General features: G+C 70.7%; 23 protein-coding genes. 5 read left to right on the top strand and 18 right to left on the bottom strand.

The window, feature by feature from the left end; translation table 11 throughout:
• Positions 1 to 39: 39 nt before the first annotated feature.
• A complete protein-coding gene (locus tag ACIPWA_RS19305) occupies positions 40 to 1,953 on the bottom strand; it encodes an ABC transporter ATP-binding protein (RefSeq protein WP_082608559.1) in 1,914 nt (637 codons plus the stop codon).
• A gap of 327 nt (positions 1,954 to 2,280) precedes the next feature.
• Between ACIPWA_RS19305 and ACIPWA_RS19300 the strand changes: the two genes are divergently transcribed.
• Complete coding sequence (locus ACIPWA_RS19300; protein WP_400292227.1) at positions 2,281 to 3,000, top strand: TIGR03085 family metal-binding protein; 720 nt, start codon at positions 2,281 to 2,283, stop codon at positions 2,998 to 3,000.
• Between the two features lie 93 nt (positions 3,001 to 3,093).
• Here the strand turns inward: ACIPWA_RS19300 and hisF are convergent, their stop codons facing one another.
• From hisF to ACIPWA_RS19235, 13 genes are all read right to left on the bottom strand, one after another.
• Positions 3,094 to 3,864, bottom strand: a complete 771-nt coding sequence (gene hisF / locus ACIPWA_RS19295; RefSeq protein ID WP_056646912.1) for an imidazole glycerol phosphate synthase subunit HisF — start codon at positions 3,862 to 3,864, stop codon at positions 3,094 to 3,096.
• Between the two features lie 3 nt (positions 3,865 to 3,867).
• Positions 3,868 to 4,794, bottom strand: coding sequence for an FKBP-type peptidyl-prolyl cis-trans isomerase (locus ACIPWA_RS19290; protein WP_235534543.1), 927 nt, complete (start codon positions 4,792 to 4,794; stop codon positions 3,868 to 3,870).
• A gap of 93 nt (positions 4,795 to 4,887) precedes the next feature.
• The gene (gene pafA, locus ACIPWA_RS19285) at positions 4,888 to 6,249 is read right to left on the bottom strand and encodes a Pup--protein ligase (RefSeq protein ID WP_056646915.1); all 1,362 of its coding nucleotides are present in this window, start codon (positions 6,247 to 6,249) and stop codon (positions 4,888 to 4,890) included.
• Positions 6,239 to 6,970 (bottom strand): proteasome subunit alpha, encoded by a 732-nt coding sequence (gene prcA, locus ACIPWA_RS19280; RefSeq protein WP_056646918.1) that lies wholly within the window; start codon positions 6,968 to 6,970, stop codon positions 6,239 to 6,241. The genes pafA and prcA overlap by 11 nt, the downstream gene beginning before the upstream one ends.
• Entirely contained in the window at positions 6,967 to 7,899 is a 933-nt protein-coding gene (prcB, locus tag ACIPWA_RS19275) for a proteasome subunit beta (protein ID WP_400292224.1), read from the bottom strand. Before prcB ends, prcA begins: the two co-directional genes overlap by 4 nt.
• 20 nt (positions 7,900 to 7,919) lie before the next feature.
• Positions 7,920 to 8,111 carry a ubiquitin-like protein Pup gene (locus tag ACIPWA_RS19270; RefSeq protein ID WP_056646924.1) on the bottom strand — a complete coding sequence of 64 codons (192 nt, stop codon included), beginning with the start codon at positions 8,109 to 8,111 and terminating at the stop codon, positions 7,920 to 7,922.
• A 144-nt stretch (positions 8,112 to 8,255) separates the two neighbouring features.
• Positions 8,256 to 9,899: a depupylase/deamidase Dop gene (gene dop, locus ACIPWA_RS19265; protein WP_400292241.1), complete on the bottom strand. Its 1,644-nt coding sequence runs from the start codon at positions 9,897 to 9,899 to the stop codon at positions 8,256 to 8,258.
• Positions 9,900 to 9,976: 77 nt separating this feature from the next.
• Positions 9,977 to 10,816 carry a hypothetical protein gene (locus tag ACIPWA_RS19260; protein ID WP_400292222.1) on the bottom strand — a complete coding sequence of 280 codons (840 nt, stop codon included), beginning with the start codon at positions 10,814 to 10,816 and terminating at the stop codon, positions 9,977 to 9,979.
• Positions 10,817 to 10,881: 65 nt separating this feature from the next.
• Positions 10,882 to 11,985 (bottom strand): AAA family ATPase, encoded by a 1,104-nt coding sequence (locus ACIPWA_RS19255; protein WP_400292221.1) that lies wholly within the window; start codon positions 11,983 to 11,985, stop codon positions 10,882 to 10,884.
• The gene (locus tag ACIPWA_RS19250) at positions 11,982 to 13,121 is read right to left on the bottom strand and encodes a DUF262 domain-containing protein (RefSeq protein ID WP_400292220.1); all 1,140 of its coding nucleotides are present in this window, start codon (positions 13,119 to 13,121) and stop codon (positions 11,982 to 11,984) included. The genes ACIPWA_RS19255 and ACIPWA_RS19250 overlap by 4 nt, the downstream gene beginning before the upstream one ends.
• Positions 13,122 to 13,171: 50 nt before the next feature.
• Positions 13,172 to 14,863, bottom strand: coding sequence for a proteasome ATPase (arc, locus tag ACIPWA_RS19245; RefSeq protein ID WP_400292218.1), 1,692 nt, complete (start codon positions 14,861 to 14,863; stop codon positions 13,172 to 13,174).
• 158 nt (positions 14,864 to 15,021) lie between these two features.
• Positions 15,022 to 16,182 carry a tRNA (adenine-N1)-methyltransferase gene (locus tag ACIPWA_RS19240; protein ID WP_082849145.1) on the bottom strand — a complete coding sequence of 387 codons (1,161 nt, stop codon included), beginning with the start codon at positions 16,180 to 16,182 and terminating at the stop codon, positions 15,022 to 15,024.
• A gap of 60 nt (positions 16,183 to 16,242) precedes the next feature.
• Positions 16,243 to 17,409, bottom strand: a complete 1,167-nt coding sequence (locus ACIPWA_RS19235) for a site-2 protease family protein (protein ID WP_231907828.1) — start codon at positions 17,407 to 17,409, stop codon at positions 16,243 to 16,245.
• Positions 17,410 to 17,494: 85 nt separating this feature from the next.
• On the opposite strand from ACIPWA_RS19235, the gene ACIPWA_RS19230 reads away from it, so the two are divergent.
• Positions 17,495 to 18,433: a RecB family exonuclease gene (locus ACIPWA_RS19230; protein WP_400292215.1), complete on the top strand. Its 939-nt coding sequence runs from the start codon at positions 17,495 to 17,497 to the stop codon at positions 18,431 to 18,433.
• Between the two features lie 4 nt (positions 18,434 to 18,437).
• Here the strand turns inward: ACIPWA_RS19230 and ACIPWA_RS19225 are convergent, their stop codons facing one another.
• Positions 18,438 to 19,169, bottom strand: coding sequence for an HAD family hydrolase (locus ACIPWA_RS19225; RefSeq protein WP_400292214.1), 732 nt, complete (start codon positions 19,167 to 19,169; stop codon positions 18,438 to 18,440).
• Between the two features lie 154 nt (positions 19,170 to 19,323).
• Positions 19,324 to 19,680 carry a hypothetical protein gene (locus ACIPWA_RS19220; RefSeq protein WP_400292212.1) on the bottom strand — a complete coding sequence of 119 codons (357 nt, stop codon included), beginning with the start codon at positions 19,678 to 19,680 and terminating at the stop codon, positions 19,324 to 19,326.
• 138 nt (positions 19,681 to 19,818) lie between these two features.
• Here ACIPWA_RS19220 and ACIPWA_RS19215 point away from each other — a divergent pair, with 138 nt between their 5' ends.
• Positions 19,819 to 20,739, top strand: a complete 921-nt coding sequence (locus tag ACIPWA_RS19215) for a PAC2 family protein (RefSeq protein ID WP_082608563.1) — start codon at positions 19,819 to 19,821, stop codon at positions 20,737 to 20,739.
• Between the two features lie 114 nt (positions 20,740 to 20,853).
• On the opposite strand, the gene mshC is transcribed toward ACIPWA_RS19215, so the two are convergent.
• Positions 20,854 to 22,128: a cysteine--1-D-myo-inosityl 2-amino-2-deoxy-alpha-D-glucopyranoside ligase gene (gene mshC, locus ACIPWA_RS19210; RefSeq protein ID WP_400292209.1), complete on the bottom strand. Its 1,275-nt coding sequence runs from the start codon at positions 22,126 to 22,128 to the stop codon at positions 20,854 to 20,856.
• Positions 22,129 to 22,248: 120 nt separating this feature from the next.
• Between mshC and ACIPWA_RS19205 the strand changes: the two genes are divergently transcribed.
• Positions 22,249 to 23,382: a CorA family divalent cation transporter gene (locus ACIPWA_RS19205; RefSeq protein WP_400292207.1), complete on the top strand. Its 1,134-nt coding sequence runs from the start codon at positions 22,249 to 22,251 to the stop codon at positions 23,380 to 23,382.
• A 4-nt stretch (positions 23,383 to 23,386) separates the two neighbouring features.
• On the opposite strand, the gene ACIPWA_RS19200 is transcribed toward ACIPWA_RS19205, so the two are convergent.
• On the bottom strand, positions 23,387 to 24,247 hold the full coding sequence (locus ACIPWA_RS19200) for an undecaprenyl-diphosphate phosphatase (RefSeq protein WP_056646941.1): 861 nt from the start codon (positions 24,245 to 24,247) through the stop codon (positions 23,387 to 23,389).
• 195 nt (positions 24,248 to 24,442) lie between these two features.
• Here ACIPWA_RS19200 and ACIPWA_RS19195 point away from each other — a divergent pair, with 195 nt between their 5' ends.
• Positions 24,443 to 25,411: an aldo/keto reductase gene (locus ACIPWA_RS19195; protein ID WP_400292205.1), complete on the top strand. Its 969-nt coding sequence runs from the start codon at positions 24,443 to 24,445 to the stop codon at positions 25,409 to 25,411.
• Positions 25,412 to 25,414: the final 3 nt, after the last annotated feature.

The following is a 25,414-nucleotide window of genomic DNA, read 5'->3' as shown; positions in this document are numbered from 1 at the left end:
GGCGGCGGCCGCGAGCCGACGTGGGTGTGGTGGTGGTGCTCACTCGGTCACGGTCCCTTCCTCGGCGTGGCGCACGATCTCGTCGGTCTCTTCCTGCTCGCGGCGTTCGACGTCCTCCCGGTCGCCGCGGCTCGCCGTCCCGTCGAGCCCGTCCGGCCCGTCGAGCTCCTCCGCCTCGGCCTCGGCCCGGCGCTCGGCCTCGCGCTGGTAGGCCGTGGCGAGCTCGCGGTAGCCCGCGTCGCGGGCGAGCAGCTCGGTGTGCGTCCCGACGTCGACCACGCGCCCCGACTCGACGTGGACGACCTGGTCCGCGAGCGCGACGCTGGACATGCGGTAGGCGACCATGACGACCGTGGGGTGCTCCGCCGTCGGGCCCTGAGCCGTAGGACCCTCCCCGCGCAGGCCCGCGAGGATCTGCTGCTCCACGCGCGGGTCGACGGCGGAGGTCGCGTCGTCGAGCACCAGCAGGCGCGGGGAGCGCACCAGGGCGCGCGCGATCGCGAGCCGCTGACGCTGCCCGCCCGACAGGTTCGAGCCGCGCTCGCCCAGGGGCGAGTCGAGGCCACCGGGCAGGCGGGAGACGACGTCGTCGACCTTGGCCAGGCGCAGCGCGTCCCACACCTGCTCGTCGGTGGGGCCCTCGCCCTGGTCCGCGAGCGTCACGTTGGAACGCACCGTGTCCTCGAAGATGAAGGTCGACTGCGCGACGAGCGCGACCTGACCGGTCAGGTCGGACGCGAGCGCCTCGCGCACGTCCACGCCGTCGATGAGCACCCGGCCGCGCGTGGGGTCGGACAGGCGCGCCAGGAGCGAGACGAGCGTGGTCTTGCCCGCGCCCGTGGGCCCGACGACCGCGACCGTGCGGCCCGGGGCCAGGTCGAGCTCGATGTCGTCGAGCAGCGTGACGTCGCGGCCCCCCGCTCGCACGTCGACGCCCACGCCCTCGAACCGCACCGCGGCACCGCCCGTCGCGGCGGGCAGCCGCTGCTCGCCCGCGACCGGGATGCCCGGCGCGTCGAGCACGCTCGCGATGCGCTCGTAGCCGACGAGCGCGCGCGGCAGCTCGCCCAGGACCCAGCCGAACGCACGGACCGGGACGGCCATGATGGTCAGCAGGTAGGCGGCCGTCACGACCTCGCCCGTGTCGACCGCACCGGCCGCGACGCGCGCGGCCCCCACACCCAGCACCAGGAGCGTGCCGAGCGAGGGCAGGAGCTCGATGACCGGGTCGAAGAACGCCCGCACGACGCCCACCCGGACGTTGGCGGCCCGCAGCTCGTCGGTCCGCGCGGCGAAGCGCTGCTCCTCGCGGGCCTCGGTGCCGAGCGACTTGACGAGCAGCGCTGCCTCGAAGCTCTCGTGCGCGACGTCCGAGACCTCGGCCCGCAGCTGCTGCGCGTGCGTGATCGCGGGCGACATGTACTTCTGGAACACGACGTTGACCACGATCGCGAGCGGGATCACGACCAGAGCGGCGCACGCGAGCCACACGTCGATGCGGAAGAGCATGACCGCCGACACGCCGATCATCACGACCACGCCGAGCGCGAAGGGCAGCGGGTTGAAGACGCCCGTGGCCGCCTCGACGTCGGAGTTCGCGTTCGACAGCAGCTGGCCCGCCGGGTGCGCCCGGTGCCACGACATGGGCAGGCGCAGGTACTGGTGCGTGACCGCGGTGCGGTGCCCGGCCTGGATGTTCGCGTAGCCGTAGCCCGCGAAGATGCGGCGGCCGGCGACCGTGAGCGCGAGCGTGAGCGCGATCGCGACCAGGACGAGGCCCGCGACCCACAGGTCGTCGCGCGCGTCCGCGTCGCCTGCGAGCGCCGGGACGACGACCTCGTCCGTCACGCGGCCGACCGCGAGGCTGATGAGGACCGTCGTCGCGCCGAACAGCGCGGAGGCCGTGATCGCCAGGACGTAGACACGCCACTCGGACCGCATGCCGCGCCCCATGAGCTGGAGCGAGCGGCGGGTCCGCGAGCCGGTCAGGGCGTGCCGTTCGCGCGCTGCGGGCCCGGGGGACGTCCCTGGTCCGTCGGCTGCGCCACGTCCCGCGGACGGCGCACGGCCGGGACGGGAGGCTCCGCCGGTGGAGGAGGGCTGGTGCGGGCTGGCGCCGTCCGGACGGCCGGGCGCTGCGCCGGTGGGCGCGTCCTGGGTCCGAGGCGTGGTGTTCGTGGGGGTGCTCCGTCGCGCGGACACGGACGATCCTCGTCTTTCGTGGGGGTTGGCACGATCTTCTCACACGGGACACTCAGTCCCGCGTGCGAGCATGGCCTGATGCAGCCCACCGCCTGGCACGCCCACGAGCGCGCCTCCCTCGTCCACGCACTCACCCAGGCCGGCCCCGACGCCCCGACCCTGTGCGACGGGTGGCAGACACGTCACCTCGCCGCACACATGATCCTGCGCGAGCACCAGCCCTGGACCCAGGCGGGCGCGAACGGCGGCCCGCTGCACGACTGGTCCGACTCCAGGCTCCAGGACCTCGCGGCGACCGCGCTCGCACCGGGTGGGTACGCCGCGCTGCTCGCGCGCATCGAGCAGGCGCCCGCCTCGTGGAGCCCGTGGTCGTGGGCCGGGAACCTCGTGAACCTCGTCGAGTACTTCGTGCACACCGAGGACGTGCGGCGGGGCACCTGGGCCGGAGGCCCAGGAGGCGCCGGCGCTGCTGCCGACCAGCCGCGCGACCTCTCCCCCGGGCTCGAGGACGCCCTGTGGGCGCAGCTGCGGCGCGGCGCGCGCCTGTTCTACCGGCGGTCCCCCGTGGGTGTCGTGCTCGTGGTGCCCGGCGGACCGCGCCTCGCGGTCAAGGCCCCGCCGACACGGCCGACCGACGACGGCCGTCTGCCCGGCACGATGGTCGTCACGGGAGCGGTGGGCGAGCTCGTGCTCCACGCGTTCGGCCGGGGCCTCCACGCGGGTCTGACCCTCCAGGGCGACGTCGCCGACCGTGCGGCGCTCGCCGCCGTGGTGCCGGGTCCGCGCTCGGGCGAGTGACGCCGTCGGGCGCTCTGCTCGTTCTGCCTCCCCGGGTGCGCGGGGGGCGCGTGGGGCGCGCCGGTGCCTCCCGGTGCGCCCCACGACCGGACCTCAGCGGACCAGGACGCCCGCTTCGCGCATGTGCGCCTTGACGTCGCCGATCGTCAGCGTCCGGAAGTGGAAGACGCTCGCCGCGAGGACCGCGTCGGCCCCTGCCTGAGCCGCCTGCGCGAAGTGCTCCGGGGTGCCCGCTCCTCCGCTCGCGATGAGCGGGACGCTCACCTCGGGGCGCACGGCCGCGAACATCTCCAGGTCGAACCCGCTCGTCATGCCGTCGGCGTCCATCGAGTTCAGCAGGATCTCCCCCGCCCCCAGCCGCGCCGCGCGCGCGGCCCACTCGACGGCGTCGATGCCCGTGCCGCGGCGGCCGCCGTGCGTGGTCACCTCGTAGCCCGACTCGGTGCGGGTCTCGCCGGTCACGCGACGGGCGTCGACCGAGAGCACGAGCACCTGGCTGCCGAACCGGTCCGCGATCTCCGCGATGAGCTCGGGACGGGCGATCGCGGCCGTGTTGACGCCCACCTTGTCCGCGCCCGCGCGCAGCAGCTTGTCCACGTCGTCCGTGGTGCGCACACCGCCCCCGACCGTGAGCGGCACGAAGACCTGCTCGGCCGTGCGCCGCACCACGTCGTACGTGGTCTCGCGGTTGCCCGACGACGCCGAGACGTCGAGGAACGTCAGCTCGTCGGCCCCCTCGGCGTCGTAGCGGGCCGCGAGCTCGACCGGGTCGCCCGCGTCCCGCAGGTTCTCGAAGTTGACCCCCTTGACGACGCGACCGGCGTCGACGTCCAGGCAGGGGATGACACGGACCGTGACCGACATGAACTATTGACCTTCCGTCTGACCTTCGGAGCCCGGGGTCTCGTCGACCACCGGGAAGTGTGCGTCCAGGACGTCCACGACGTAGACCAGGGTCTCGTCCGCGTACGGCTTGGCGGTCCCCGCGTAGGCGAGCGACGGGGGGACGACCAGCAGCACCTGGCTGCCGACGCTCTGCTCGAGCAGGCCCTGCTCCCACCCCTCGATGATCTGGCCGATGCCGACCATGGTCGAGGCGGGCAGGGCCCCGGGAGTCCAGTTCGAGTCGACGACCTCGCCCGTGGACCACGCGACCCCCGTGAAGCGGACCGTGATGACCTGGCCCGCCTCGATCTGCACGCCGCCGCCCCGCACGAGAGGCTGGACGATCAGGTCGCCCGGCGGGGCCGTGCCCGCAGGCACCTCGACCGTCGGGGCGCCCTCGGCGTCGAGCGTCACGACCGGGAGCCCCTCGACCGGCGCGACCGCCTCCCCGCTCGCCCGGGAGGGCAGCACGTCGATCACGAGCACGACCGGGACGTCGTCCGTCTCCTCGAGGTACAGGACGCGGGCACCGACGCGCTGGCCCGCCAGCGCGTCGACGACCGCCGACCCGAGGTCCTCGTCGGTGAGCTCGTGCGGCGCGGGAGCGTCGATGAACGTGCTCTGGATCACCGACCCGTCGCGCCCGTCGACCGCGTACATGTTCAGGAGCACCGGCTGTCCCTCGACGAGGGCCTCGCCCGTCCCGGGCACGAGGACCTCGGACCGCGTCTCGGGGATCGTCAGCGGCTGGTCGAACGCGACCACGGGGGGCTCGCCGAGCAGACCCGAGACCGTGACCTCGGTGTGGGCGGGAGCCGCGTTCCCCGTCGGTTCGGCGCAACCGGCGGCGGACACCGCGACCAGCAGGCCCAGGACGACGGCCGCAGACCGGCGGGACACACGACGCACGACGCTCCTCGGGCGGACGGGACAGGGAGCCACCACCTTAACGGTGGAGGCTCCCCGGCCGGTGCTCGGTCCGTCCCGCGGGCGGACCGCTCGTCACATCGACTCGATGAGCCGCTCGACCCTCTCGTCGACGTTCTGGAACGGGTCCTTGCACAGCACCGTGCGCTGCGCCTGGTCGTTGAGCTTGAGGTGCACCCAGTCGACCGTGTAGTCGCGGCGGGCCTCCTGCGCCTTGCGGACGAAGTCGCCCCGCAGCTTGGCGCGCGTCGTCTGGGGCGGGACGGCCGTGGACTCGAAGACCTCGAGGTCGGTCGTGATCCGCTCGACCATGCCGCGCGCCGCGAGCATGTTGTACAGGCCCTCGGTGCGCGAGATGTCGTGGTAGGCGAGGTCGAGCCGCGCGATGCGCGGGTCGTCGAGCTCCAGTCCGTGCTTCTCCTGGTAGCGCCGCAGGATCTTGAGCTTGATGACCCAGTCGAGCTCGCGGTCGACGAGCGAGAGGTCGTCGGTCTCCAGCGCCCGCAGCCCGCGCTCCCACAGGTCCAGGACCTGCTTGACGACGGGCGTGGGCGTCTCGTTCGCGTCGACGTACTCCTTGACCCGCTGGAGGTACTCACCCTGCAGGTCCACCGCGGTCACGGTGCGCCCGTTCGCCATCTGCACGGGGTGACGGCCCGTCATGTCGTGGCTGATCTCGCGGATCGACCGGATGGGGTTCTCGAGCGCCATGTCCCGCATGGGCACCCCGGCCTCGATCATGCGCAGGATCAGGTCGGTCGCCCCGACCTTGAGCATGGTCGTGGTCTCGGCCATGGACGAGTCCCCGACGATCACGTGCAGGCGCCGGTACTGCTCGGCGTCGGCGTGGGGCTCGTCGCGCGTGTTGATGATGGGGCGCGAGCGCGTGGTCGCGCTCGAGACCGACTCCCAGATGTGGTCCGCGCGCTGCGACAGCGCGAAGATCGCCCCGCGCGGCGTCGCGAGGATCTTGCCCGCCCCCGTGAGCACCTGGCGCGTGATGAGGAACGGCACCAGCACGTCGGAGAGCCGGGAGAAGTCCCCCTGGCGGCGCACGAGGTAGTTCTCGTGGCAGCCGTAGGAGTTGCCCGCCGAGTCGGTGTTGTTCTTGAACAGGTGGATCCGGCCGGGCAGGCCCTCGTGCTCGAGCCTCTCCTGGGCGTCCGCGACGAGCCCCTCGAGGATGCGTTCGCCGCCCCGGTCGTAGGCCACGAGCTGGCGTACGTCGTCGCACTCGGCCGTCGCGTACTCGGGGTGGGACCCGACGTCGAGGTACAGACGAGACCCGTTGCGCAGGAACACGTTCGACGACCGGCCCCACGCGACGACCTTGCGGAACAGGTAGCGCGCGACCTCGTCCGCGGAGAGCCCGCGCCCGTCGTCGGACGCGCACGTCACGCCGTACTCGGTCTCGAGACCGAAGATCCTACGGTCCATGCGGAGCCTCCTCTGGCTTCTGCTCGAGCAGTCCGGACAGCACCGTGCCGGTCAACCGGCGGAACGCCCGCCGGGGGCGCGTGCGGTCGAGCACCGCGACCTCGAGCTGGCTCGCGGGGATGGCCTGCTCGCCCTCCGGGGCGTCACGCGCGTCCGCACCCCCGAGCGTCGACACCGCGAGGCGCAGGACCTCGGGCAGCGTCATCCCGGGGTGCCACGCCTCGCCCAGGTCGCGGCCGAGCTGCTCGGCCTGGCCGCCCATCACGACGAACCCGGTCTCGTCCGCGACCGACCCGTCGTAGGACAGGCGGTAGATCTGGTCCTGCGCGGGGCTCGGGCCCACCTCGGCCACGACCAGCTCGACCTCGAGGGGCTTGGACTCGGTCGTGAAGACCGTGCCGAGCGTCTGCGCGTAGGCGTTCGCGAGCCCCCGCGCGTTGACGTCGGCCCGGTCGTAGGAGTAGCCGCGCAGGTCGGCGTAGCGCACGCCCGCGACCCGCAGGTTCTCGAACTCGTTGTACTTGCCCACGGCCGCGAACGCGATGCGGTCGTAGATCTCCGAGATCTTGTGCAGCGACCTCGACGGGTTGTGCGTCGCGAACGCGATGCCCTGGTCGTAGGCGAGCACGACGACCGAGCGGCCGCGGGCGATGCCCTTGCGCGCGAAGTCCGCCCGGTCCTTCATGAGCTGCTCGGGCGAGACGTAGAACGGCATGCTCACTGTGCGTCACCTCCCTGTCCTGCGGTCCGTGGCACCCGGGGGCGCGCGGCGCGGTTCCCGTCGGCCTGCTCGGTGCGCTCGGCGACGATCTGCGCGGCGACCGCGGCGAGCTCGTCGTCGGGCACGCGCCGGTACCCGTCGGCCGTCACGGTGACGACCACGGGCCAGATCTGCCGGACGGCGTCGGGGCCGCCCGTCGCCGAGTCGTCGTCGGCCGCGTCGTAGAGCGCCTCGACCGCGACGTGCACCGCTCCCTGGGCGTCGAGCCCCGGGTGCCAGCGCTTCTTGAGCGAGCCGCGGGCGAAGACCGAGCCCGAGCCCACGCTGTGGTGGTCCCGTTCCTCGTAGCGCCCGCCCGTGACGTCGTACGAGAAGATGCGGCCCGTCCCGCGGTCCAGGTCGTAGCCCGCGAACAACGGCACCACGGCCAGCCCCTGCATCGCGAGACCGAGGTTCTGGCGGATCATGGTCGAGAGCCGGTTCGCCTTGCCGTCGAGCGAGAGCAGCGCGCCCTCGATCTTCTCGTAGTGCTCGAGCTCGAGCTGGAAGAGCCGCACGAGCTCGACGGCGATCCCGGCGGTGCCCGCGATGCCCACCGCGGAGAACTCGTCGGCCGGGAAGACCTTCTCGATCTCGCGGTTCGCGATCATCGAGCCCATCGTGGCGCGGCGGTCGCCCGCCATGACCACGCCGACCTCACCTCCCGAGCCCGCAGGCCCGGCGTCCCCGAAGGTCAGGGCGACGATCGTGGTCGCGTGGGGCGCGAGCTGGGCCCCCGACCCGGCCGCGGCGTGCCCCGTGGCACCGGCCGCGCCGGCCCGGTGGGAGGGCAGGAGGTCGGGGGCGTGGTTCGCGAGGAACTCCACGAACGACGAGGAGCCCGGGGTGGTGAAGGCGTGCGGCAGACGCCCGGAGAAGTCCATGGTCATCAGCTCCCGGCCCCTCTCGGCTACTCGCCGCCCTTCTGGACGAAGCCCCTGACGAAGGACTCGGCGTTGGACTCGAGGACCTCGTCGATCTCCTCCAGGAGCGAGTCGACCTCCGCGTCCCGGCTCTGCGCCTGCGGGGCGACGGGCGCGGGCGTCGCGTCGTCGTCGGGACGGCGGTCCTCGTGCGATGCGCTGGTGCGTTCCTGGGCCATCTTCGCCTCCTGGGTGTGTCGATCCTGCTGACGTGCGGTGCTGACGTGCCTTCACGCGGCGGACCCGCCGTGCACGGGGACCGCGTCTTCTCGAAGCCTAGGCTCTCCGGCCGGGTCCGCGCCGGACCGCGCCGCGGGCGCGAGTCATCGGGACGTCCCGGACAGGCCCGTGAGCAGCGCCCCGGCGTCCTTGCTCGCCTCGAGCAGCGCGCCGATGTGCGCCCGGGTCCCGCGCAGCGGGTCGAGCATGGGGACGCGCTGGAGCGAGGGGGCGCCCGCGACGTCGAAGATCACCGAGTCCCAGCTCGCGGCCGAGACCTCGTCGCCGAACCGCGCCATGACCTCTCCCCGGAAGTACGCCCGGGTGTCCTCGGGCGCGTGGTGGACGGCCTGGGAGACCGCGCGCTCGTCGACGAGCCGCTCGGCGGCCCCCGCCCCGAGCAGCCGGTGGTAGATGCTGCGCTCGGGGCGCACGTCGGACCACTGGAGGTCCATCGCGGCGAGCCGCGGGTGGTCCCAGTCAAGGTGGTCGCGCCGACGCAGGCGGTCGAGCAGACGGAGCTTGGCGACCCACTCGACCTCCCGGGCGCACGACGCCGGGTCCGTCCCGAGGCGGGACAGGACCGACTCCCAGCGGTCCAGGACGGCGCGGGTCTCGTCGTCGAGCGTCCCCAGGTGCTCCGCGGCCCGGCGGGCCACGTCGGCATAGACGCGCTGGACCTCGAGCGCCGTCAGGCGCCGCCCGTCCGCGAGCAGGAGCGGCGCCCTGAGGTCGAGGTCGCGGCTGACCTTCTGCACGTCGGACACCGGGTCGTGCAGGCGCAGGGCCGCGAGCTCGGCACGCAACGAGGCGCCGGAGGCCCCCTCGACCGCGGAGAGCGCGTCGAGCTGCTCGACCACGAACAGCACGAGCGACGTGGTGCCGAGCTTGAGGTAGGTCGCGACCTCGAACAGGTTCGCGTCCCCGATGATCAGGTGCAGGCGGCGCCAGCGCTGGCGGTCGGCGTGCGGCTCGTCGCGCGTGTTGACGATGGGACGGCGCAGGGTCGTCTCGAGGCCGACCTCGGCCTCCATGTAGTCGGCACGCTGCGAGAGCTGGAAGCCCGGCTCCTGGCCCACAGCGCCCAGGCCGACGCGACCCGAGCCCGTGAACACCTGACGTGTCACGAGGAAGGGCGTGAGCAGCTCGACGAGCGTCGCGAACGGCACGGCCCGGTCCACGAGGTAGTTCTCGTGCGTGCCGTAGGACGCGCCCTTGCCGTCGACGTTGTTCTTGTAGAGCGCGACCTCCGACCCCGGGACGGCGCCCAGCTCGCGCGAGGCCGCGAGCATGATGCGCTCGCCCGCGACGTCCCAGCAGACCGCGTCGGTCGGGTTCGTCACCTCGGGCGAGGAGTACTCGGGGTGCGCGTGGTCCACGTACAGGCGCGCACCGTTGGTCAGGATGACGTTCGCGGCGCTCGGGTCGTCGTAGTCCTCGTGCGTGGGCCGGGCGACCTCCTGGAACGACGCGGCGCCCGCCGGGTCCCGGGGCACGGGGCCCGACGGCGCGGGCCGGGTCGGGTCGTCCGTCAGCAGCGAGGGGTGGGCCGCGGCGCGCTGGAGGTGGAAGCCCCGGGCGTCCTGGAGCGGGTCCTCGTCGTCGTAGTCCCAGCGGGCCTTGCCGCGGGCTCCGTCCGCGCGGGCCGCGAGCGCCCGGTAGGTGGTCACGACCTGGCTCGACAGGAGCATCGGGTTCGCCTGCGGACGCCCCGGTTGCAGCACGCCGTACTCGGTCTCGATCCCCATCACGCGTCGCACGGTCACGAGCACCACCCTATGCCGGTGTCCCTACGGCGGGGCGGGCTGTCCAGCGAGCGAAACGCCTACGTGGGTAGATGACCAACCATCCTCCCCACAAAAACGGCTCCATTCTCGATAGAAAAGTGGATGCGGTTACGGTTCGGCTCCAACTTCGTGTGCCATTCACACAAAACTTCACGGTCACCAAAGAACACGCGCCTCTGATCCATCTTTCCAGATTGCGATCGCGTTCCGGAACTCTCCGGCGAACAGGTCACGCCCCGACTCCCCATGGCGGCGATTCTCTCATGCGCTTGCGTCCACTGAGCCCAGATCAGCGTGCCATAGTCTGACAGAACTTCCAGGTGGGCAAACACCTTGAGCCTGTTCTCGCGGCGATCTCCTTGAAGTCGACCAAATTGACCAAAGAAACCTTCTGAAAAGACCAAATTAGGAAACGCGCGCTTTGCAGCAAATTCAAGGTCCAGACGGCTCCCGCCTTCGATCTTTAGAACATTCCTCCAATGATGAGCCACGTCGCTCGCCTCTCGGACACAACTGATTGAACGCGCTATGCCCTGCTCGTCGACAATAGTTGAACTACGCCCACCCTCTACCGCACCGCTAACGATTGCGGCAAGCCGCTGCCCGTCATGCACCTTCGTCATGACGCCAAGCGTTGGAGCAAACTCCCTAAGAGCACCGTCAAACAGTATGGTCCAACCATGTGGCAAATCGAACTCGAAATCCCAGTCCACACACTTCACCAATGCAGCTATCACAAGTCGTCGGGCGTCAGAGTCCTCCCATTGCCGCGCAAACAGGACATCATAAACAGTGGAACTTCCCCACTCATACTCCCATATGCAACTCCATTTGTAGGCAGCGCCGGATTCGACAATCGAAAGCGCCAGAGCACTCATGAGCGACTCCAAGCGCCCCGACTCCAGAGGAGTTAGCACAAGACTCGACTCGTCGACAAAGAAGTTCAACCAGCACCACCAGGGCGACCACGCACGATCTGCGCCAAATCAAGTTCAATCTGATCAAAGAACCCGGGCGGCATTGGACGCATTGCAGCCCGAGAATTCACCTCGACCCGCGTCACTGCCTCCTTGGAGAAAAATAGTACTTCAACATCTCCAACGTTCAACGCCTCACGCCTGATCAGCGATCTACGAATGCCATTCAAGACATGGTCGCTGTGAGTCTCGACAAATACCTGGACGCCATCCGACGCCACGTTGGCGAGAAACTCACCCATAGCCGACTGTGCGGCCGGATGCAAGTGAGCCTCCGGACTATCAACGATCAGGATGCCCCCTTCTGGAACAACCAGTCCAGCAACAATGACCGGAAGGCAGTAGCTGAAACCAAACCCAGTATTAACGGGAAGAGTCCATTCATCGCCAACATCGGGCCCCTTAAATTCAAGCGTGGCCAAAGGCAGGCGTGGCAGGAGTGACGTACGAATTCGGGTTGCCCCAACCATTTGTGACAGCCAAGCCTCGGCCTGCGCGCCCAGAGTCGTGACCGTGGTTTGACTGCCATGACGGCGCTTCTCTGGGACTACGGCTCGCCCCTGATTGGCGAGGACATTCGCAGTAAGACTGCCATCCCCGCCAACTGCGATCTCGCTTATCCCATCGACGGCCACCGGATAGAAGAGCTTCGGCCCAAGCCTCTCGGCTCCCAGGTACTGGAACAACCCGGATCTACCTAACGGGCTCGGAAAGTCGCCAATGATCCCAGATATTGGAATGGATGTTCGCATCCCCGATGAATCCCCTGGGCCACACTCCAACGTTACTTCGGCCCGATGGTCCCCATTCCATACAGTGATCGCTATCTGATCGGTGCTAGAAAAGGTGTTCAGTACGTCTGACGCCCCCCCGAGCCCCACACCATCGGACGGGTTAAGCCCGATCGCCTGTATACCAACGCCCCGAGCCGCCGAATGTGAAAGTAGAATCGCTTGAAGGACCGTGCTCTTGCCTGAACCATTTAGGCCAGTTAGCACGTTCAATCGTGAAAAACTGAACTCCTGGTCCAAGAAGCGCTTAAAGCCCTTGATCCGCAATCCTTCGATCACTTAATCGTCCTTTCCAGGATTTCCCTCGGGACGGCGAAGCGCTCGCGTACCCTCCTCCAGTCAGACGTGGAGGAACTAATAGACTCAATGTACCGACGGTTCAACGTCATTTTCGATCGGGCAAGTTTCGCTATAGTCTCAGCATGCGAGCCCACGGAAGCAAGCGGATATTCTGACAATGCGAATGCCCAGCTCTCGAAAAGTGCCCGGTTAATCGGGTACAGCCGATCGTCCCCTTCGGGCCATTTTCTGAATGCGTGTGCACCAAACACGAGATGTGCGTTGTCCATCGCCGCTGCAAACTCACGAAGAATCTCGTCTAGTTCGCGGTCACTAACTTGCTTTGGGTCATCCAACACTCCGGCGGCCCAGTCAAGTAGACGCTCGAGGCTCCCGAATTCCTCGTACTGGTCTGTGGTGTCCAGCAGGCGAAAAGCGACGAAACGGAGAGCCGCCTCGCGATCATGCATTCGAATATGGTTCTCAAGGGCGCCGTTGGTTGCCCTATAAAACTCGTCACGGCCAACACATCGTTTGAGAAACGCGCGCCCACGGGTTTTGCTCATGCAGTGGCGAACCTCCATACCATTCAGAGGCTCGCCTCCCGTATTGATCCGTTTAAAGATGTCATACTTGACTTCATCCGGGGTCGTCGGGTCGATTACGTGAGCAACGATCTGGGTGTTGTGCAGGCGTCGCTGAAGGGAGGGGTCGAGCGCACTAAAGGTCATCCCTTCGCGGTCTTTGAGGTACTCCAGGTCTGACAGCATGAACGCAGATTCTCTTGCGAAGGAGTGGATAGTCGAAAGACGCTGGAGCCCATCGACAACTCGGAGCATCCCATCGGCGTCTTCCGCGAAATAGAATGCAGGCAGGGGGATTTGCAGCAAGAGGCTCTCGATTAGACGAGACTTTTGACGAGATTTCCAGACTCGGTTCCGTTGGAAGTCCGGCGCAAGTTCCAGATCCTCGCTATCAATCATGTCTAGGATATTTCGGAGCGAGAAATTCTTGGTGGTTACTCGGATCCGCTCGGGATCCCACGGCTTTGGGCCAGCTGTGTCGGAATCCGTAACCTCCGCCTCGACCCCTGTTCCAGTTCCTCCGAACTGCTCTTCGACGACGTCCGTTGACACCTGTCTTGTACCCTCCTTTGCGTTCTGCCCAAGCTCCTACCGGCGCCAATCTACAGGTACTGCCCCGTGCTCGTGACCGTGTCGATCGTGCGCGCCACGGTCCCCGCCCCGTCGCCCTTCTTCTGGACGATCGTGCGGATGAAGACGATGCGCTCGCCCTTCTTGCCCGAGATGCGCGCCCAGTCGTCCGGGTTGGTGGTGTTCGGCAGGTCCTCGTTCTCCTTGAACTCGTCGACGCACGCCGCGAGCAGGTGCTCGACCCGGATGCCGCGCTGACCGGTCGCCAGGAGGTCCTTGATCGCGGACTTCTTGGCGCGATCCACGACGTTCTGGATCATGGCCCCCGAGTTGAAGTCCTTGAAGTACAGGACCTCCTTGTCGCCGCTCGCGTACGTGACCTCGAGGAACTGGTTCTCGTCCTCCTGGGAGTACATGCGCTCGACCACGCTCGTGATCATGGCGTCGATCGCCCCCTGGGCGCTGCCCCCGTGCTCGGCGAGGTCCTCGGGGTGGATCGGCAGGTCGGTCGTCAGGTACTTCGCGAAGATCTCCTTGGCACCCTCCGCATCCGGTCGCTCGATCTTGATCTTCACGTCGAGACGACCGGGCCGCAGGATCGCGGGGTCGATCATGTCCTCGCGGTTGGACGCGCCGATGACGATCACGTTGTCGAGGCGCTCGACGCCGTCGATCTCGCTCAGGAGCTGGGGCACGATCGTGGTCTCGACGTCCGAGGACAGCCCGGTGCCGCGCGTGCGGAACAGCGACTCCATCTCGTCGAAGAAGACCACGACGGGCGTGCCCTGCGAGGCCTTCTCCCGGGCACGGGCGAAGATCAGCCGGATGTGGCGCTCGGTCTCCCCCACGTACTTGTTGAGCAGCTCGGGGCCCTTGACGTTGAGGAAGTAGCTCTTGGCGCCGTCCGGGTCCGAGACGACCTCCTCGCCCGCGAGCTCGCCCGCCGCGGCCCGCGCCTTGGCGACCGTGTGCGCGAGCGAGTTGGCCACGGCCTTGGCGATGAGCGTCTTGCCGCACCCGGGAGGCCCGTACAGCAGGACGCCCTTGGGCGGGCGCAGCCCGTGCTCGCGGAACAGGTCCGGGTGGCTGAACGGCAGCTCGACCGCGTCGCGGATCTGCTCGATCTGCGGGCCCAGGCCGCCGATGTCCGAGTAGTCGATGTCCGGGACCTCCTCGAGGACCAGCTCCTCGACCTCGGACTTGGGCACGATCTCGAACACGAAGCCGCTGCGCGTGTCGATCGTGAGCGAGTCGCCGATGCGCAGGGGCGCGTCGGCGAGCGAGCCCGCGAGACGGACCACGCGCTCCTCGTCCGAGCGCCCGACGACGAGCGCACGGTCCGAGCCCAGGAGCTCCTTGACGGTCACGAGCTCCCCGACCTGCTCGTAGCCGCCCGCCGAGACCACGGTCATGGCCTCGTTGAGCTTGACCTCCTGGCCGGGGTGCAGCGTCGACAGGTCGAGGCTGGGGCTCGCGCCCACGTGCATCTTGCGGCCCGCGGCGGAGACGTCGACCGTCCCGTCCGGGTGGGCACCGAGGAAGACCGCGTACGTCCCGGGCGGCTTGGCGAGCTCGTCGATCTGACGCTTGAGGTCGATGATCTGGTCCCGCGCCGCACGCAGCGCCTCCGCGAGCCGCTCGTTCTTGGCCGACAGGATCGCCTGCTGGCGTTCGCCGTCACGGTTCGGGGTCTGTCCAGGTGTCAGTCCAGGTGTCTCGGTCATCCGGCTTCTCCCTCTCGCCTGGCGCCGTCAGGAGGTCGTGCGGTCGACCCCGTCACCGGCGCGTCACCGACCTCCGGCAGCCCGGTGATCGAGGCTCGACCTTACGCACAAGACCTGGGCGGCCGCTGCAGGGACACCCCTGCTGAGACCGTCGTTCCTCAATCGTTGTCGACGGCGTCCGAAACGTCCAGGGTGTCCACGGGGGCGTCGTCCTCGACGAGGGCCGCGGCATCCGCGGCCTCGTCCTCGGGGGCCGGCACGAGCGGCTGGCCCGTGCGCGGGTCGAGCTGGGGGCCCTGGCCCACGTCGCGGCGCACGCGGCGCACGCGCTTGTCGGAGACCGACCGCTCACCCAGGTCCTCGGGCGTCCACTCCTCGGCGACCGGGTACGAGCCCTTGGCGGGGCGACGCTTGCGCAGCGGCGCGACCGTGCCGTCGGCCAGGCGGCGCGCCGTGAGCAGGAAGCCCGTGTGCCCGACCATGCGGTGCTGCGGGCGCACCGCGAGGCCCTCGAGGTGCCAGCCGCGGACCAGGGACTCCCAGGCCGACGGCTCGGCGTAGCGCCCGTCGGCACGCAGGTCCTCGGCGAGGCGCGAGAGCTGGGTCGCGGTCGCGACGTAGCAGATCAGCACGCCGCCGGGCGCGAGCGCGTCGGCGACCGCGTCGAGGTTCTCCCAGGGCGCGAGCATGTCGAGCACGACCCGGTCGATCGAGCCGTTCTCCGCGACCTGGGGCAGCACGTCGGACAGGTCGCCGACCGAGAGCTCCCAGGCAGGGTGCTCACCGCCGAAGAACAGCTCGACGTTGCCGCGCGCGATCGCGGCGAAGTCCTCGCGGCGCTCGATCGAGTGCACCGAGCCCTGGTCGCCGACCGCGCGCAGGAGCGACATGGTCAGCGCGCCCGAGCCGACGCCGGCCTCGATGACGCGCGCGCCGGGGTAGATGTCGGCCATCGCGACGATCTGGCCCGCGTCCTTGGGGTAGACCACGGCCGCGCCGCGCGGCATCGACAGGACGTAGTCGGCCAGCAGCGGGCGCAGCGCGAGGTACTCGATGCCCGCGGTGTTGCGCACGACCGAGCCCTCGGGCAGGCCGACCAGGTCCTCGTGGTTGAGGTAGCCGCGGTGCGTGTGGAACGTGGCGCCCGTCGCGAGCGTGATGGTGTGCAGGCGCCCGCGCGGGTCGGTCAGCTGGACCTTGTCGCCCAGCCGCAGGGGGCCGCGGCGCACGTCGGCACCGGTCGCCGTGGGGGCCGGCGAGGCGGGGACGTCGCTCGGGGCGGACGGGGCGGGCGCGTCGTGCGTGGGCTCTTGGGTCACGGGCGACCATCCTAGTCGGGCCGCCCGGGGCGGGAGTCCCGTGGGCGGGCCGCGGTCCTCTCAGCGCCCGCGCGCGGCCTGGAGCGCCGCGACGACGTGGCTCACGTCGAGCAGCCCGACGACGCGCCCGGCGTCCGTCACCACGAGCAGGGGCGCGTCCCGCGTCGCCGAGGCCACGGCGTCGAGCATGGCCTGGCCCGCGAGGTGCACGTCCACCTGTGCGGTGGGCGGCAGCCCGACGGCGACCGCCCCGACCGGGGTGAGCGGCGCCTGGGCGGGGGGCACGGCCGCGACGGCCGCGGGGTCGGCGTAGGCCACGGGCCGCCCGAGCGTGTCGGTGAGCACGACGTGTCCCGCGCCCGCCCGCTGGGCGGCCGCGACGGCGTCGGACACCGTGGTGGCCACGGGCACCGCGACGGCCGGGTACGCGAGCGAGGCGACCGTGAGACCCGCGACCGCCTCGCGCGTGCGGCCGTTGGTGATCGCGGCCCCTGCCCCGGACCACAGGAACGCACCGATCAGCGCGGACCACGCGACCGTGAAGAAGTCCACCTGGTACCCGTTGAGCAGGGGCCAGCCCAGGGCCCACACCACCACGCCCACGGCCATGACGCGCCCGACCCAGCCCGCGACGATCGTGCCCCGGGTCCGGGACCCCGTGACGGCCCAGACCGCCGACTCGAGGATCTGTCCGCCGTCGAGCGGCAGGCCCGGCAGCAGGTTGAAGACGCCCACGAACGCGTTGGAGAACGCCGCCGCGTACAGCAGCAGGGCGGGGACGGTCATGGTCGGCTGCGCCTGGAACGCAAACCAGCACACGACCGCGAGGAGCAGGTTCGTCAGCGGGCCCACGACCGAGATGAGGATCCCGTCCAGGGGACGTCGCGAGGTCCCCGAGTAGGCGGTGTGCCCACCCCAGATCGTCACCGCGAGCTCGGTGACCTCGTGGCCCCGCGACTTGGCGACCACGGCGTGGGCGACCTCGTGCAGGAAGACCGAGACGAACAGCAGCAGGACGAACACGAACGAGACCAGGTAGATCCCCACGCCCAGGCCCGGCGCGAAGCTGCGCACGGTCGGGGCGAACAGGAGCGTCAGGACGGCCGCGGCGAGGAACCACGAGGGCGTGAGGATGACGGGCGCGCCCGACACCCGGCCGATGACCCAGCCCTTCGTCAGGCGCGGGTCTCGGGGGGCGCGACGGGCCGGTGCCGGGGTGGTCTCCACGTCGACACCCTATGTCGGTCACCTGTGCCGAACCCGTGCTGTGGGCCGTGGCGGCCGTGTGGGCGTCGACACGTAGGCTCGACGCATGACGTCCCTCGCCCCCGACCTCGTCGGCACCGACTCCCCCGACGCGACGGTCGAGCCCGTCGGCGACTCCCCCCGTGAGCGTCGGCGCCCGGCGCTGTCGCCGTCGCGGGCGAACGACTTCATGCAGTGCCCTCTGCTGTTCCGGTTCCGCGTCGTGGACCGGCTCCCCGAGCCGCCCAGCGCTGCGGCCGCGCGCGGCACCCTGGTCCACTCGGTGCTCGAGCGGCTGTACGACGCCCCGGTGGGCGAGCGCACGCTCGCGGCCGCCCAGGCCATGGTCCCGGGCGAGTGGGACCGCCTCCAGGAGGCCGAGCCCCGGTACGCCGAGCTCTTCGCGGGCGCCGGCGAGGCGGGCAGCGCGCCGGAGGGCCCGGTCCAGGAGTGGCTCGAGGGCGCCGGGAACCTCCTGGGCACCTACTTCACGCTCGAGGACCCCAACCGCCTCGAACCGGCCGAGCGCGAGATGTTCGTCGAGACCCAGCTCGAGGACGGCCCGCTCCTGCGCGGCATCGTGGACCGGCTCGACGTCGCCCCGAACGGCGCGATGCGGGTCGTGGACTACAAGACGGGCAAGACTCCCCGGCCCCAGTACCAAGGGTCGGCACTGTTCCAGATGCGGTTCTACGGCCTGGTGCTGTGGCGCGAGCGGGGCGAGATCCCCAAGATGCTCCAGCTCGTCTACCTGGGCGACGGCCAGGTGCTGCGCGCAGAGCCGCAGGAGGCGGACCTCCTGGCGGTCGAGGAGCAGGTGCGGACGCTGTGGTCCTCGATCACGCAGGCTGCCCGCAGCGGGCAGTGGGCCCCGCGGAAGACCCCGCTGTGCGGGTGGTGCGCGCACCAGGCCCTGTGCCCGCAGTTCGGCGGCACGCCTCCGGAGGTCCCCGAGGGTGCGATCGAGCTGACGCTCGGGATCGCCCCGGAGGCGGCCGCTTCCTAGCCCGTCAGTCCTCGATGAGGTCGACCACGTCGCCCGCGAGGATGCGCGAGAGCATGTCGACGTCGACGAGCGCGAGCGACGGCGTGCGGCTCAGCCCGGGCAGGACCGGCACGGGGACAACGGCCTCGACACCGAGCGTCGCCGCGCCGGCGGCCTGCGCCGACCCGATGCCCGTGGGCGAGTCCTCGATCGCCACGCAGCGGGTCACGTCGACGCCCAGCCTCTCGGCCGCCACGAGGTACGGCTCGGGGTGCGGCTTGCCGCGCGTGACCTCGTCGCCGCACACCAGGGTCTCGAACGACCCGGGCGGGGTCATGCCCACGACGGGCTCGGCGAGCGAGCGGTAGGACATGGTCACCAGGGCGCACGGCACGCCGCGCTCGCGGAGCTCGGCGAGCAGCTCGCGCGCACCGGGCTGCCACGGGACCTCGACCTCGACCTGCCCGATCACCCGCGAGATGAGGAAGTCGATGATCTGCTCGGAGGGCAGGTCGACGCCCGCTGCCTGGAGGATCGTGGCCGACTCGGTCAGGGGGTTGCCGACCATCTGCAGGGCCTGCTCGTGCGACCAGGTGCCGCCGTGCGCCTCGACCAGCTCCTGTTCCGCGGCGATCCAGTAGGGCTCGGTGTCGACGAGCGTGCCGTCCATGTCCCACAGGACGGCTTGTGGCAGTGCGAGCGCCTCGCGAGGGGCGCTGTCGGTGCGGGTGAGATCGGGTGCTTCCAGGGGGTTCAACGCATTCTCCATGCTCGGGGGGACGGTTCGTGGCCGTCCCTGCCACCATAGCCCGCCTGCTCATGTGGCCTCCCTGCCGGGCCCGCTACCCTCCGCTTCCCGCCCGGCACGCACCCCGTTGACGCGACGCCGCCTCCGGGCAGGGCCCCGAGACTCACGCAGCGTCGTCGTCGAACTCCTCGTCGTCCTGCGTTCCTCGGGGCGCTTCAGCTGGCGGCACAGCAGGCTTGGACGGCTTCTCGACGCCGAGCCCGATCGATGCGAGTGCTTCGTGCAGGGAGCCTGAGATTGCGCTCTGCGCATCACGCATCGCCTGCCCGTACGCGAGCTGGGCAGCAGCGCCACCGGCGGCGCCGGCAACCTGATACCCGCCCCAGACCTCTTCCCAGGCGTACCCCGCGCTCGCCGGGTTGATTCTCACGACCCAATAGACCTTCCCGACCTTTCGGACCGTCCAGTACGTTCCGTCAGCGGAGTAGTTTCGGTAGCCCTTAGGGCGGGAAGTCGTCATGAGGGGATACTCTCAGGCCCTCGACCCATGCGGAAGGGTGAAGTCCATCCCCTCCTTGACGCAAGGCGAATTCAGGGTGCCCACGTGCCTCATCGGCAATGGAGTCGTTTCGTCGCTCACGCGGCCTAGGCTGGGACGATGAACGAGACCCCGGAACCGATCGACCCGGCCGACCTGCCCGAGCCGACCACCCCGGCCCTGCCTCCGTCGTCCGCCGACGAGCCTCGACAGGCCGTGATGCTGGCGGCGTTCGAGGGGTGGAACGACGCAGGGGGCGCAGCGACCGCCGCGCTCCTGCACCTGCACGACGTCTGGGGCGCGGAGGAGATCGCTGCGATCGACCCCGAGGAGTACCACGACTTCCAGGTCAACCGCCCGGTCGTGACCACCTCGGACGACGGCCGACGGGAGATCACGTGGCCCACCACGACCGTGACCGCGGTGACCGTGCCCGCCAGCGGGCGACGCGTGGTCCTGGTGCACGGGATCGAGCCGTCGATGCGCTGGCGCACGTTCTGCCGCGAGCTGCTCGACATCGCCGAGCGCGAGGGGGTCACGACCGTCGTGACGATCGGCGCGCTGCTCGCCGACGTGCCGCACACGCGCCCCATCCCCATGACGGCCACGTCGGAGAGCGTCGGCCTGCGCGCGGTCCTCGACGTCGAGCAGAGCTCGTACGAGGGCCCCACGGGGATCGTCGGCGTGCTCCAGCACGCGGCCGCCGAGCGCGGCATGCAGTCGGTGTCGTTGTGGGCGGCCGTGCCGCACTACGTCGCGAACTCGCCGTCCCCCAAGGCCACGCTCGCGATCCTGGCGCGGGTCGAGGAGCTCCTGTCGGACCCCGTCCCGCTGGGCGACCTGCCCGAGGAGGCCGTGGCCTGGCAGCACGGCGTCGACGAGCTCGCGGCCGAGGACGCCGAGATCGCCGAGTACGTGCAGCAGCTCGAGGAGGCCAAGGACACGGCCGAGCTGCCCGAGGCGAGCGGCGAGGCGATCGCGCGCGAGTTCGAGCGCTACCTGCGCCGCCGCGACAACGGGTCGGGCGGGCCGCTGCCCTAGCGAAGGCCCCGGGCAGCGCGGCCCAGGACGACTGCGGCCCGCGGCACCTCCCTCAGGGGAGGCGCCGCGGGCCGCAGCGTTCACCGGCCGGCTGCACCGGCCGTCCGGCAGGCTCTAGAGACGCACCCCGAGCAGGGCGTTGACCATCCGCGAGATCACGCCGGGGGCGCCCTCGGTGTCTTCCGAGGTGTCCCGGCCCTCCGCGAGCGAGACGTCGGCCCACGCGTCGACGGCCGCGAGCGCCGTGGGCGCGTCGAGGTCGTTCGCGAGGGCCTCGCGCACGGCGGCGAGGGTCGCGTCGGCGTCGGGTCCACCGTTGCCGGACACGGCCGAGCGCCACCGCTCGAGGCGTTCGACGGCGGCCGGGAGGTCGGCGTCGGTCCACTCCCACTCGGAGCGGTAGTGGTGCGCGAGGAGCGCGAGGCGGATGGCCATGGGGTCGACGCCCGTGGCGCGCAGGGCCGAGACGAACACGAGGTTCCCGCGGGACTTGCTCATCTTCTCGCCCTGGTAGGCGACCAGACCGGCGTGCACGTGGTTGCGCGCACCGAACCCGTGGTCGAGCAGGCGGTCGTGCGAGGTCGACATCTCGTGGTGCGGGAAGAGCAGGTCGGCGCCGCCGCCCTGGATGTCGAAGGGCAGGCCCAGTCCGTCGCGGGCGATGACCGCGCACTCGATGTGCCAGCCGGGGCGTCCGGTGCCGAGGCTCGCGCCGTCCCACGAGGGCTCGCCCACGCGCTCGCGCCGCCACAGCAGCGGGTCGAGGGGGTCCTTCTTGCCGTCGCGCTCGGGGTCTCCCCCGCGCTCGCCGAAGAGCCGCACCATGTCGTCGCGGCTGAGCCGCGAGACGGCGCCGAAGCGCGCGTCGGCGCTCAGGTCCGCGTACACGTCGCCGAGCTCGGGGGCGTCACCGCCCGCGCCGGGCTCGACCGGGACGCGGTAGGCGAAGCCGTCCTCGATGAGCGCCTCGACGGCCTGGACCACGTCCGGGATGGCCTCGACCGCGCCGCGGTACACGTCGGGGGGTACGACGCCGAGTGCCGTCATGTCCTCGGCCAGCAGGGCTGTCTGCTCGACCGCGAGGTCCCACCAGTCCACGCCCGTCGCGGTCGCGCGCTCGAGCAGCGGGTCGTCGACGTCGGTCACGTTGGACGCGTGCGTCACGGTGTGACCCGCGTCGCGCCATGCACGGTTGAGGAGGTCGAAACCGACGTAGGTCGCGGCGTGCCCGATGTGGGTCGCGTCGTACGGGGTGATCCCGCAGACGTACATGGTCGCGGTGTCCCCTTCCGCGGCGACGACGAGCTCCCCGGTGGTGCTGTCGTGCACCTGGATCGGGAGGCCGCGGCCGGGCAGGGACGGGATCTGAGGCATGGGCCAGGAGTGCACGCGACAACCTTAACCGCGAACGGTCACCCGGGTTTCGCGGTGCCCGCGGGTCGAGGTGCCCGACGACGAGGGCGCACCCGCCCCGGTGGCGCGCCCGCGCCGTCGGGCCAGAATGCAGGGGTGAGCCAACCCACACGACCCGACGCCCCCCGACCCACCGGAGAACAGCCCGAGGAACCGGGCTCCCCGCACTCGGAGCCCACCCGGTACAAGGAGCTGTGGGTCGAGGGGCCCGACGGGCGCGTGACGCCCGTGACGCGACCCGGGGACGGGTCGGGCCGGTGGCCGGACGCCGAGGACTCGCCGGGCAGCAGCGGGAGCCCGGAGAGCGGCGGCGAGACCTCGGGCACCGGCACCCGCTGGTACGAGGTGCGCACGCTCGAGGACTTCGTGAGCGCCGCGGACGCGCTCGGCGTCGGGCTCGCGAGCCAGGTGGGCCGCGGGCACCTGCCCGTCCACGTTCGCCACGTCAAGCACCCCCTGGCGCACGTCGAGCACATCGGGATGGACTGGCTCCTGGTCGTCACGCCCACCGTGTCGTTCTCCGAGGAGGACCGTCAGGTCAGCACGGGCAGCTTCTGCCTCCTCGTGGGCCCCGACGTGGTCGTCACGGTCGAGAAGGGCACCGCGGGCGTCCACGACCGCATGCGTGAGCACCTGACGGGCCCGTCGCACGGACGCAGCACGGGGTTCCGCCACGTCGCGGAGGAGGCCCTGTTCGCGCTCGTGTCCACGTCCTCGGACGTCGAGCTCGCGCTCGGCGACGCGGTCGCCGAGGTCGAGAAGATCGTGTTCGAGACCAGGCGGCGCACCGACCCGGTCCTGCCCATCTACGACCTCAAGCGCGAGATCACCGAGGCCCGTCGCGCGCTGCTGCCCATCACGGCCGAGCTCCCCGAGCTGGTCTCGGGCAGCGCCCGCTCCCGCATCACGTTCGACAAGCGGCTCATGGAGCGCCTCGTGTCGACCGTCGAGCGGATCGACCGCCACCTCGACGCGCACGACGACCTGCTGTCCGACATGCTCTCGGTGCACCTGTCCCAGGTGTCGGTGCGCCAGAACGAGGACATGCGCACGATCAGCGCCTGGGCCGCGATCCTCGTGTTCCCCACGATCGTGGGCGGGATCTACGGCATGAACTTCGACCACATGCCCGAGCTGCACTGGACCCTGGGCTATCCCCTGGCCATCGCGATCATGGTGCTCGGCTGCTTCGGGCTCTACGGCGCGTTCAAGAAGGTCGGCTGGATGTAGCGGGTCAGGCGAGCGGCTGGAGCACACCGACCGTGAGCAGGACCACGACGACCGCCGCGAGCACGAGCCGGTAGATCACGAACGGCTTGTAGCTGAACGTCGAGACGATCTTGAGGAACGCGATGATCACGAGGTAGCCCACGACGAACGCGACCAGGGTCGCGATGAGCGTCGCGCCGAACCCGGGAGAGCCCGGGACGGGCTCGCCCGTGACCGACTTGGCGAGCTGGTAGAACCCCGAGCCCAGGACCGCGGGGATCGCGAGCAGGAACGAGTAGCGGGCCGCGGCCTCTCGCGTGAAGCCCATGAGCAGGCCCGCCGTGATGGTGCCGCCCGACCGGGACACGCCGGGGACCAGGGCGAGCGCCTGCGCCAGCCCGAACCCGACGGCCTGGCGCGGGGTCAGCTCGTCGAGCGTGCGCGTCTTGGCGCCGACCCGGTCCGCGAACCCGAGGAGCAGGGCGAAGACCGTCAGGGTGAGGGCCGTGATGTACAGGTTGCGCAGCGACGCCTCGATCGCGTCCTGGAACGCCAGGCCCAGGACCACGATGGGAATCGAGCCGAGCGCGATGAACCACGCCATGGCCGCGTGGTGGTCGTGCTTGCCCATGCGCGAGCGCCAGTCGCTGCCGTGGGCGCCGCGCAGCGACCGCCACCAGGCCGAGCAGATCGTGGCGATGTCGCGCCGGAAGTAGATGATCACGGCGGTCTCGGTACCGATCTGGGTGATCGCCGTGAAGGCCGCCCCCGGGTCGGCCGAGCCGATGAGCTCACCGACGATGCGCAGGTGCGCGCTCGAGGACACCGGCAAGAACTCGGTCAGGCCCTGGACGAGGCCGAGGAGGATCGCTTCCCACGCATTCACGAGCGGTCACGATACCCGCCGTACCGCCGCTCCCCAGGACCGACAGGCCCCGCGGGGACGACCGTCGCCCAGCCGTCACGCGCCTGTCGTCTCCAGGACACCGCCCGGACACGTCCGCGCAGAGCGACGGACCTCACCCCGGCGACGCGCGCCACGTCCGGGCGGGGCGCGCCCCTGGCCGGTAATCTGCCGCGCATGGAACTTCGTCAGCTCGGTCGTACCGGCCTGCGCGTCTCACCCCTGGGCCTCGGGACCATGACGTGGGGCCGCGACACCGACGAGATCGACGCCGCGGAGCAGCTCCGCGACTTCGTCGACGCCGGGGGGAACCTCGTCGACACCGCCGCCTCCTACGGGGGCGGCGACAGCGAGTCGATGATCGGTTCGATCCTCTCGGCCAAGGTCGACCGGCGCGACGTGCTGCTGTGCACCAAGGCAGGCATCCGGACAACGGCCGACGGCAACGCGGTCGACGCCTCGCGCGGCGCGCTGCTCGACTCGCTCGACGCCTCGCTCGAACGCCTGGGCACCGACCACGTCGACCTCTTCCTGGTCCACACGCCCGACCCGCGCACGCCGTTCGCCGAGACGCTCTCCGCGCTGCGGCTCGCGGTCACCACCGGACGTGCGCGCTACGTGGGCCTGTCCAACCACCCGGGGTGGGCCGCCGCACGGGCCGCCGCGTCGCTCGACGCGCACGGCGACGTCGGGCTCGCCGCGGTCGAGCTCGAGTACTCGCTGCTCCAGCGCGGGATCGAACGCGACGTCGTGCCTGCTGCGACCGAGATGGGGTTCGGGGTGCTCGCGTGGTCACCCCTGGGGCGCGGGGTCCTCACGGGCAAGTACCGCAGCTCGCTGCCCGCGGACTCGCGCGGTGCGTCCTCGCACCTCGCCGGGTTCGTGCAACCCTACCTGGACGGCGAGTCGTCGGGGATCGTGGAGGCCGTGGCCACGGCCGCGAACGGCCTGGGCCGCGCGCCCCTGGACGTCGCCCTGGCCTGGCTGCTCGAGCGGCCGGCCGTGTCGAGCGCGATCGTCGGTGCGCGCACCCCCGCGCAGCTGCGCGCGTCGCTCGCGGCCTGCGACCTCGAGCTGCCCGACGCGGTGCACTACGCGCTCGACGACGTCAGCGCCCTGCCGCTCGGGTACCCCGAGCGCTGGTGAGGG

This window comes from Oerskovia enterophila (genome assembly GCF_044748475.1).
Lineage (GTDB): Bacteria > Actinomycetota > Actinomycetes > Actinomycetales > Cellulomonadaceae > Oerskovia > Oerskovia enterophila.
The sequence above is the reverse complement of the archived record's forward strand: the minus strand, read 5'-3'. Positions and strand labels throughout refer to the sequence as shown.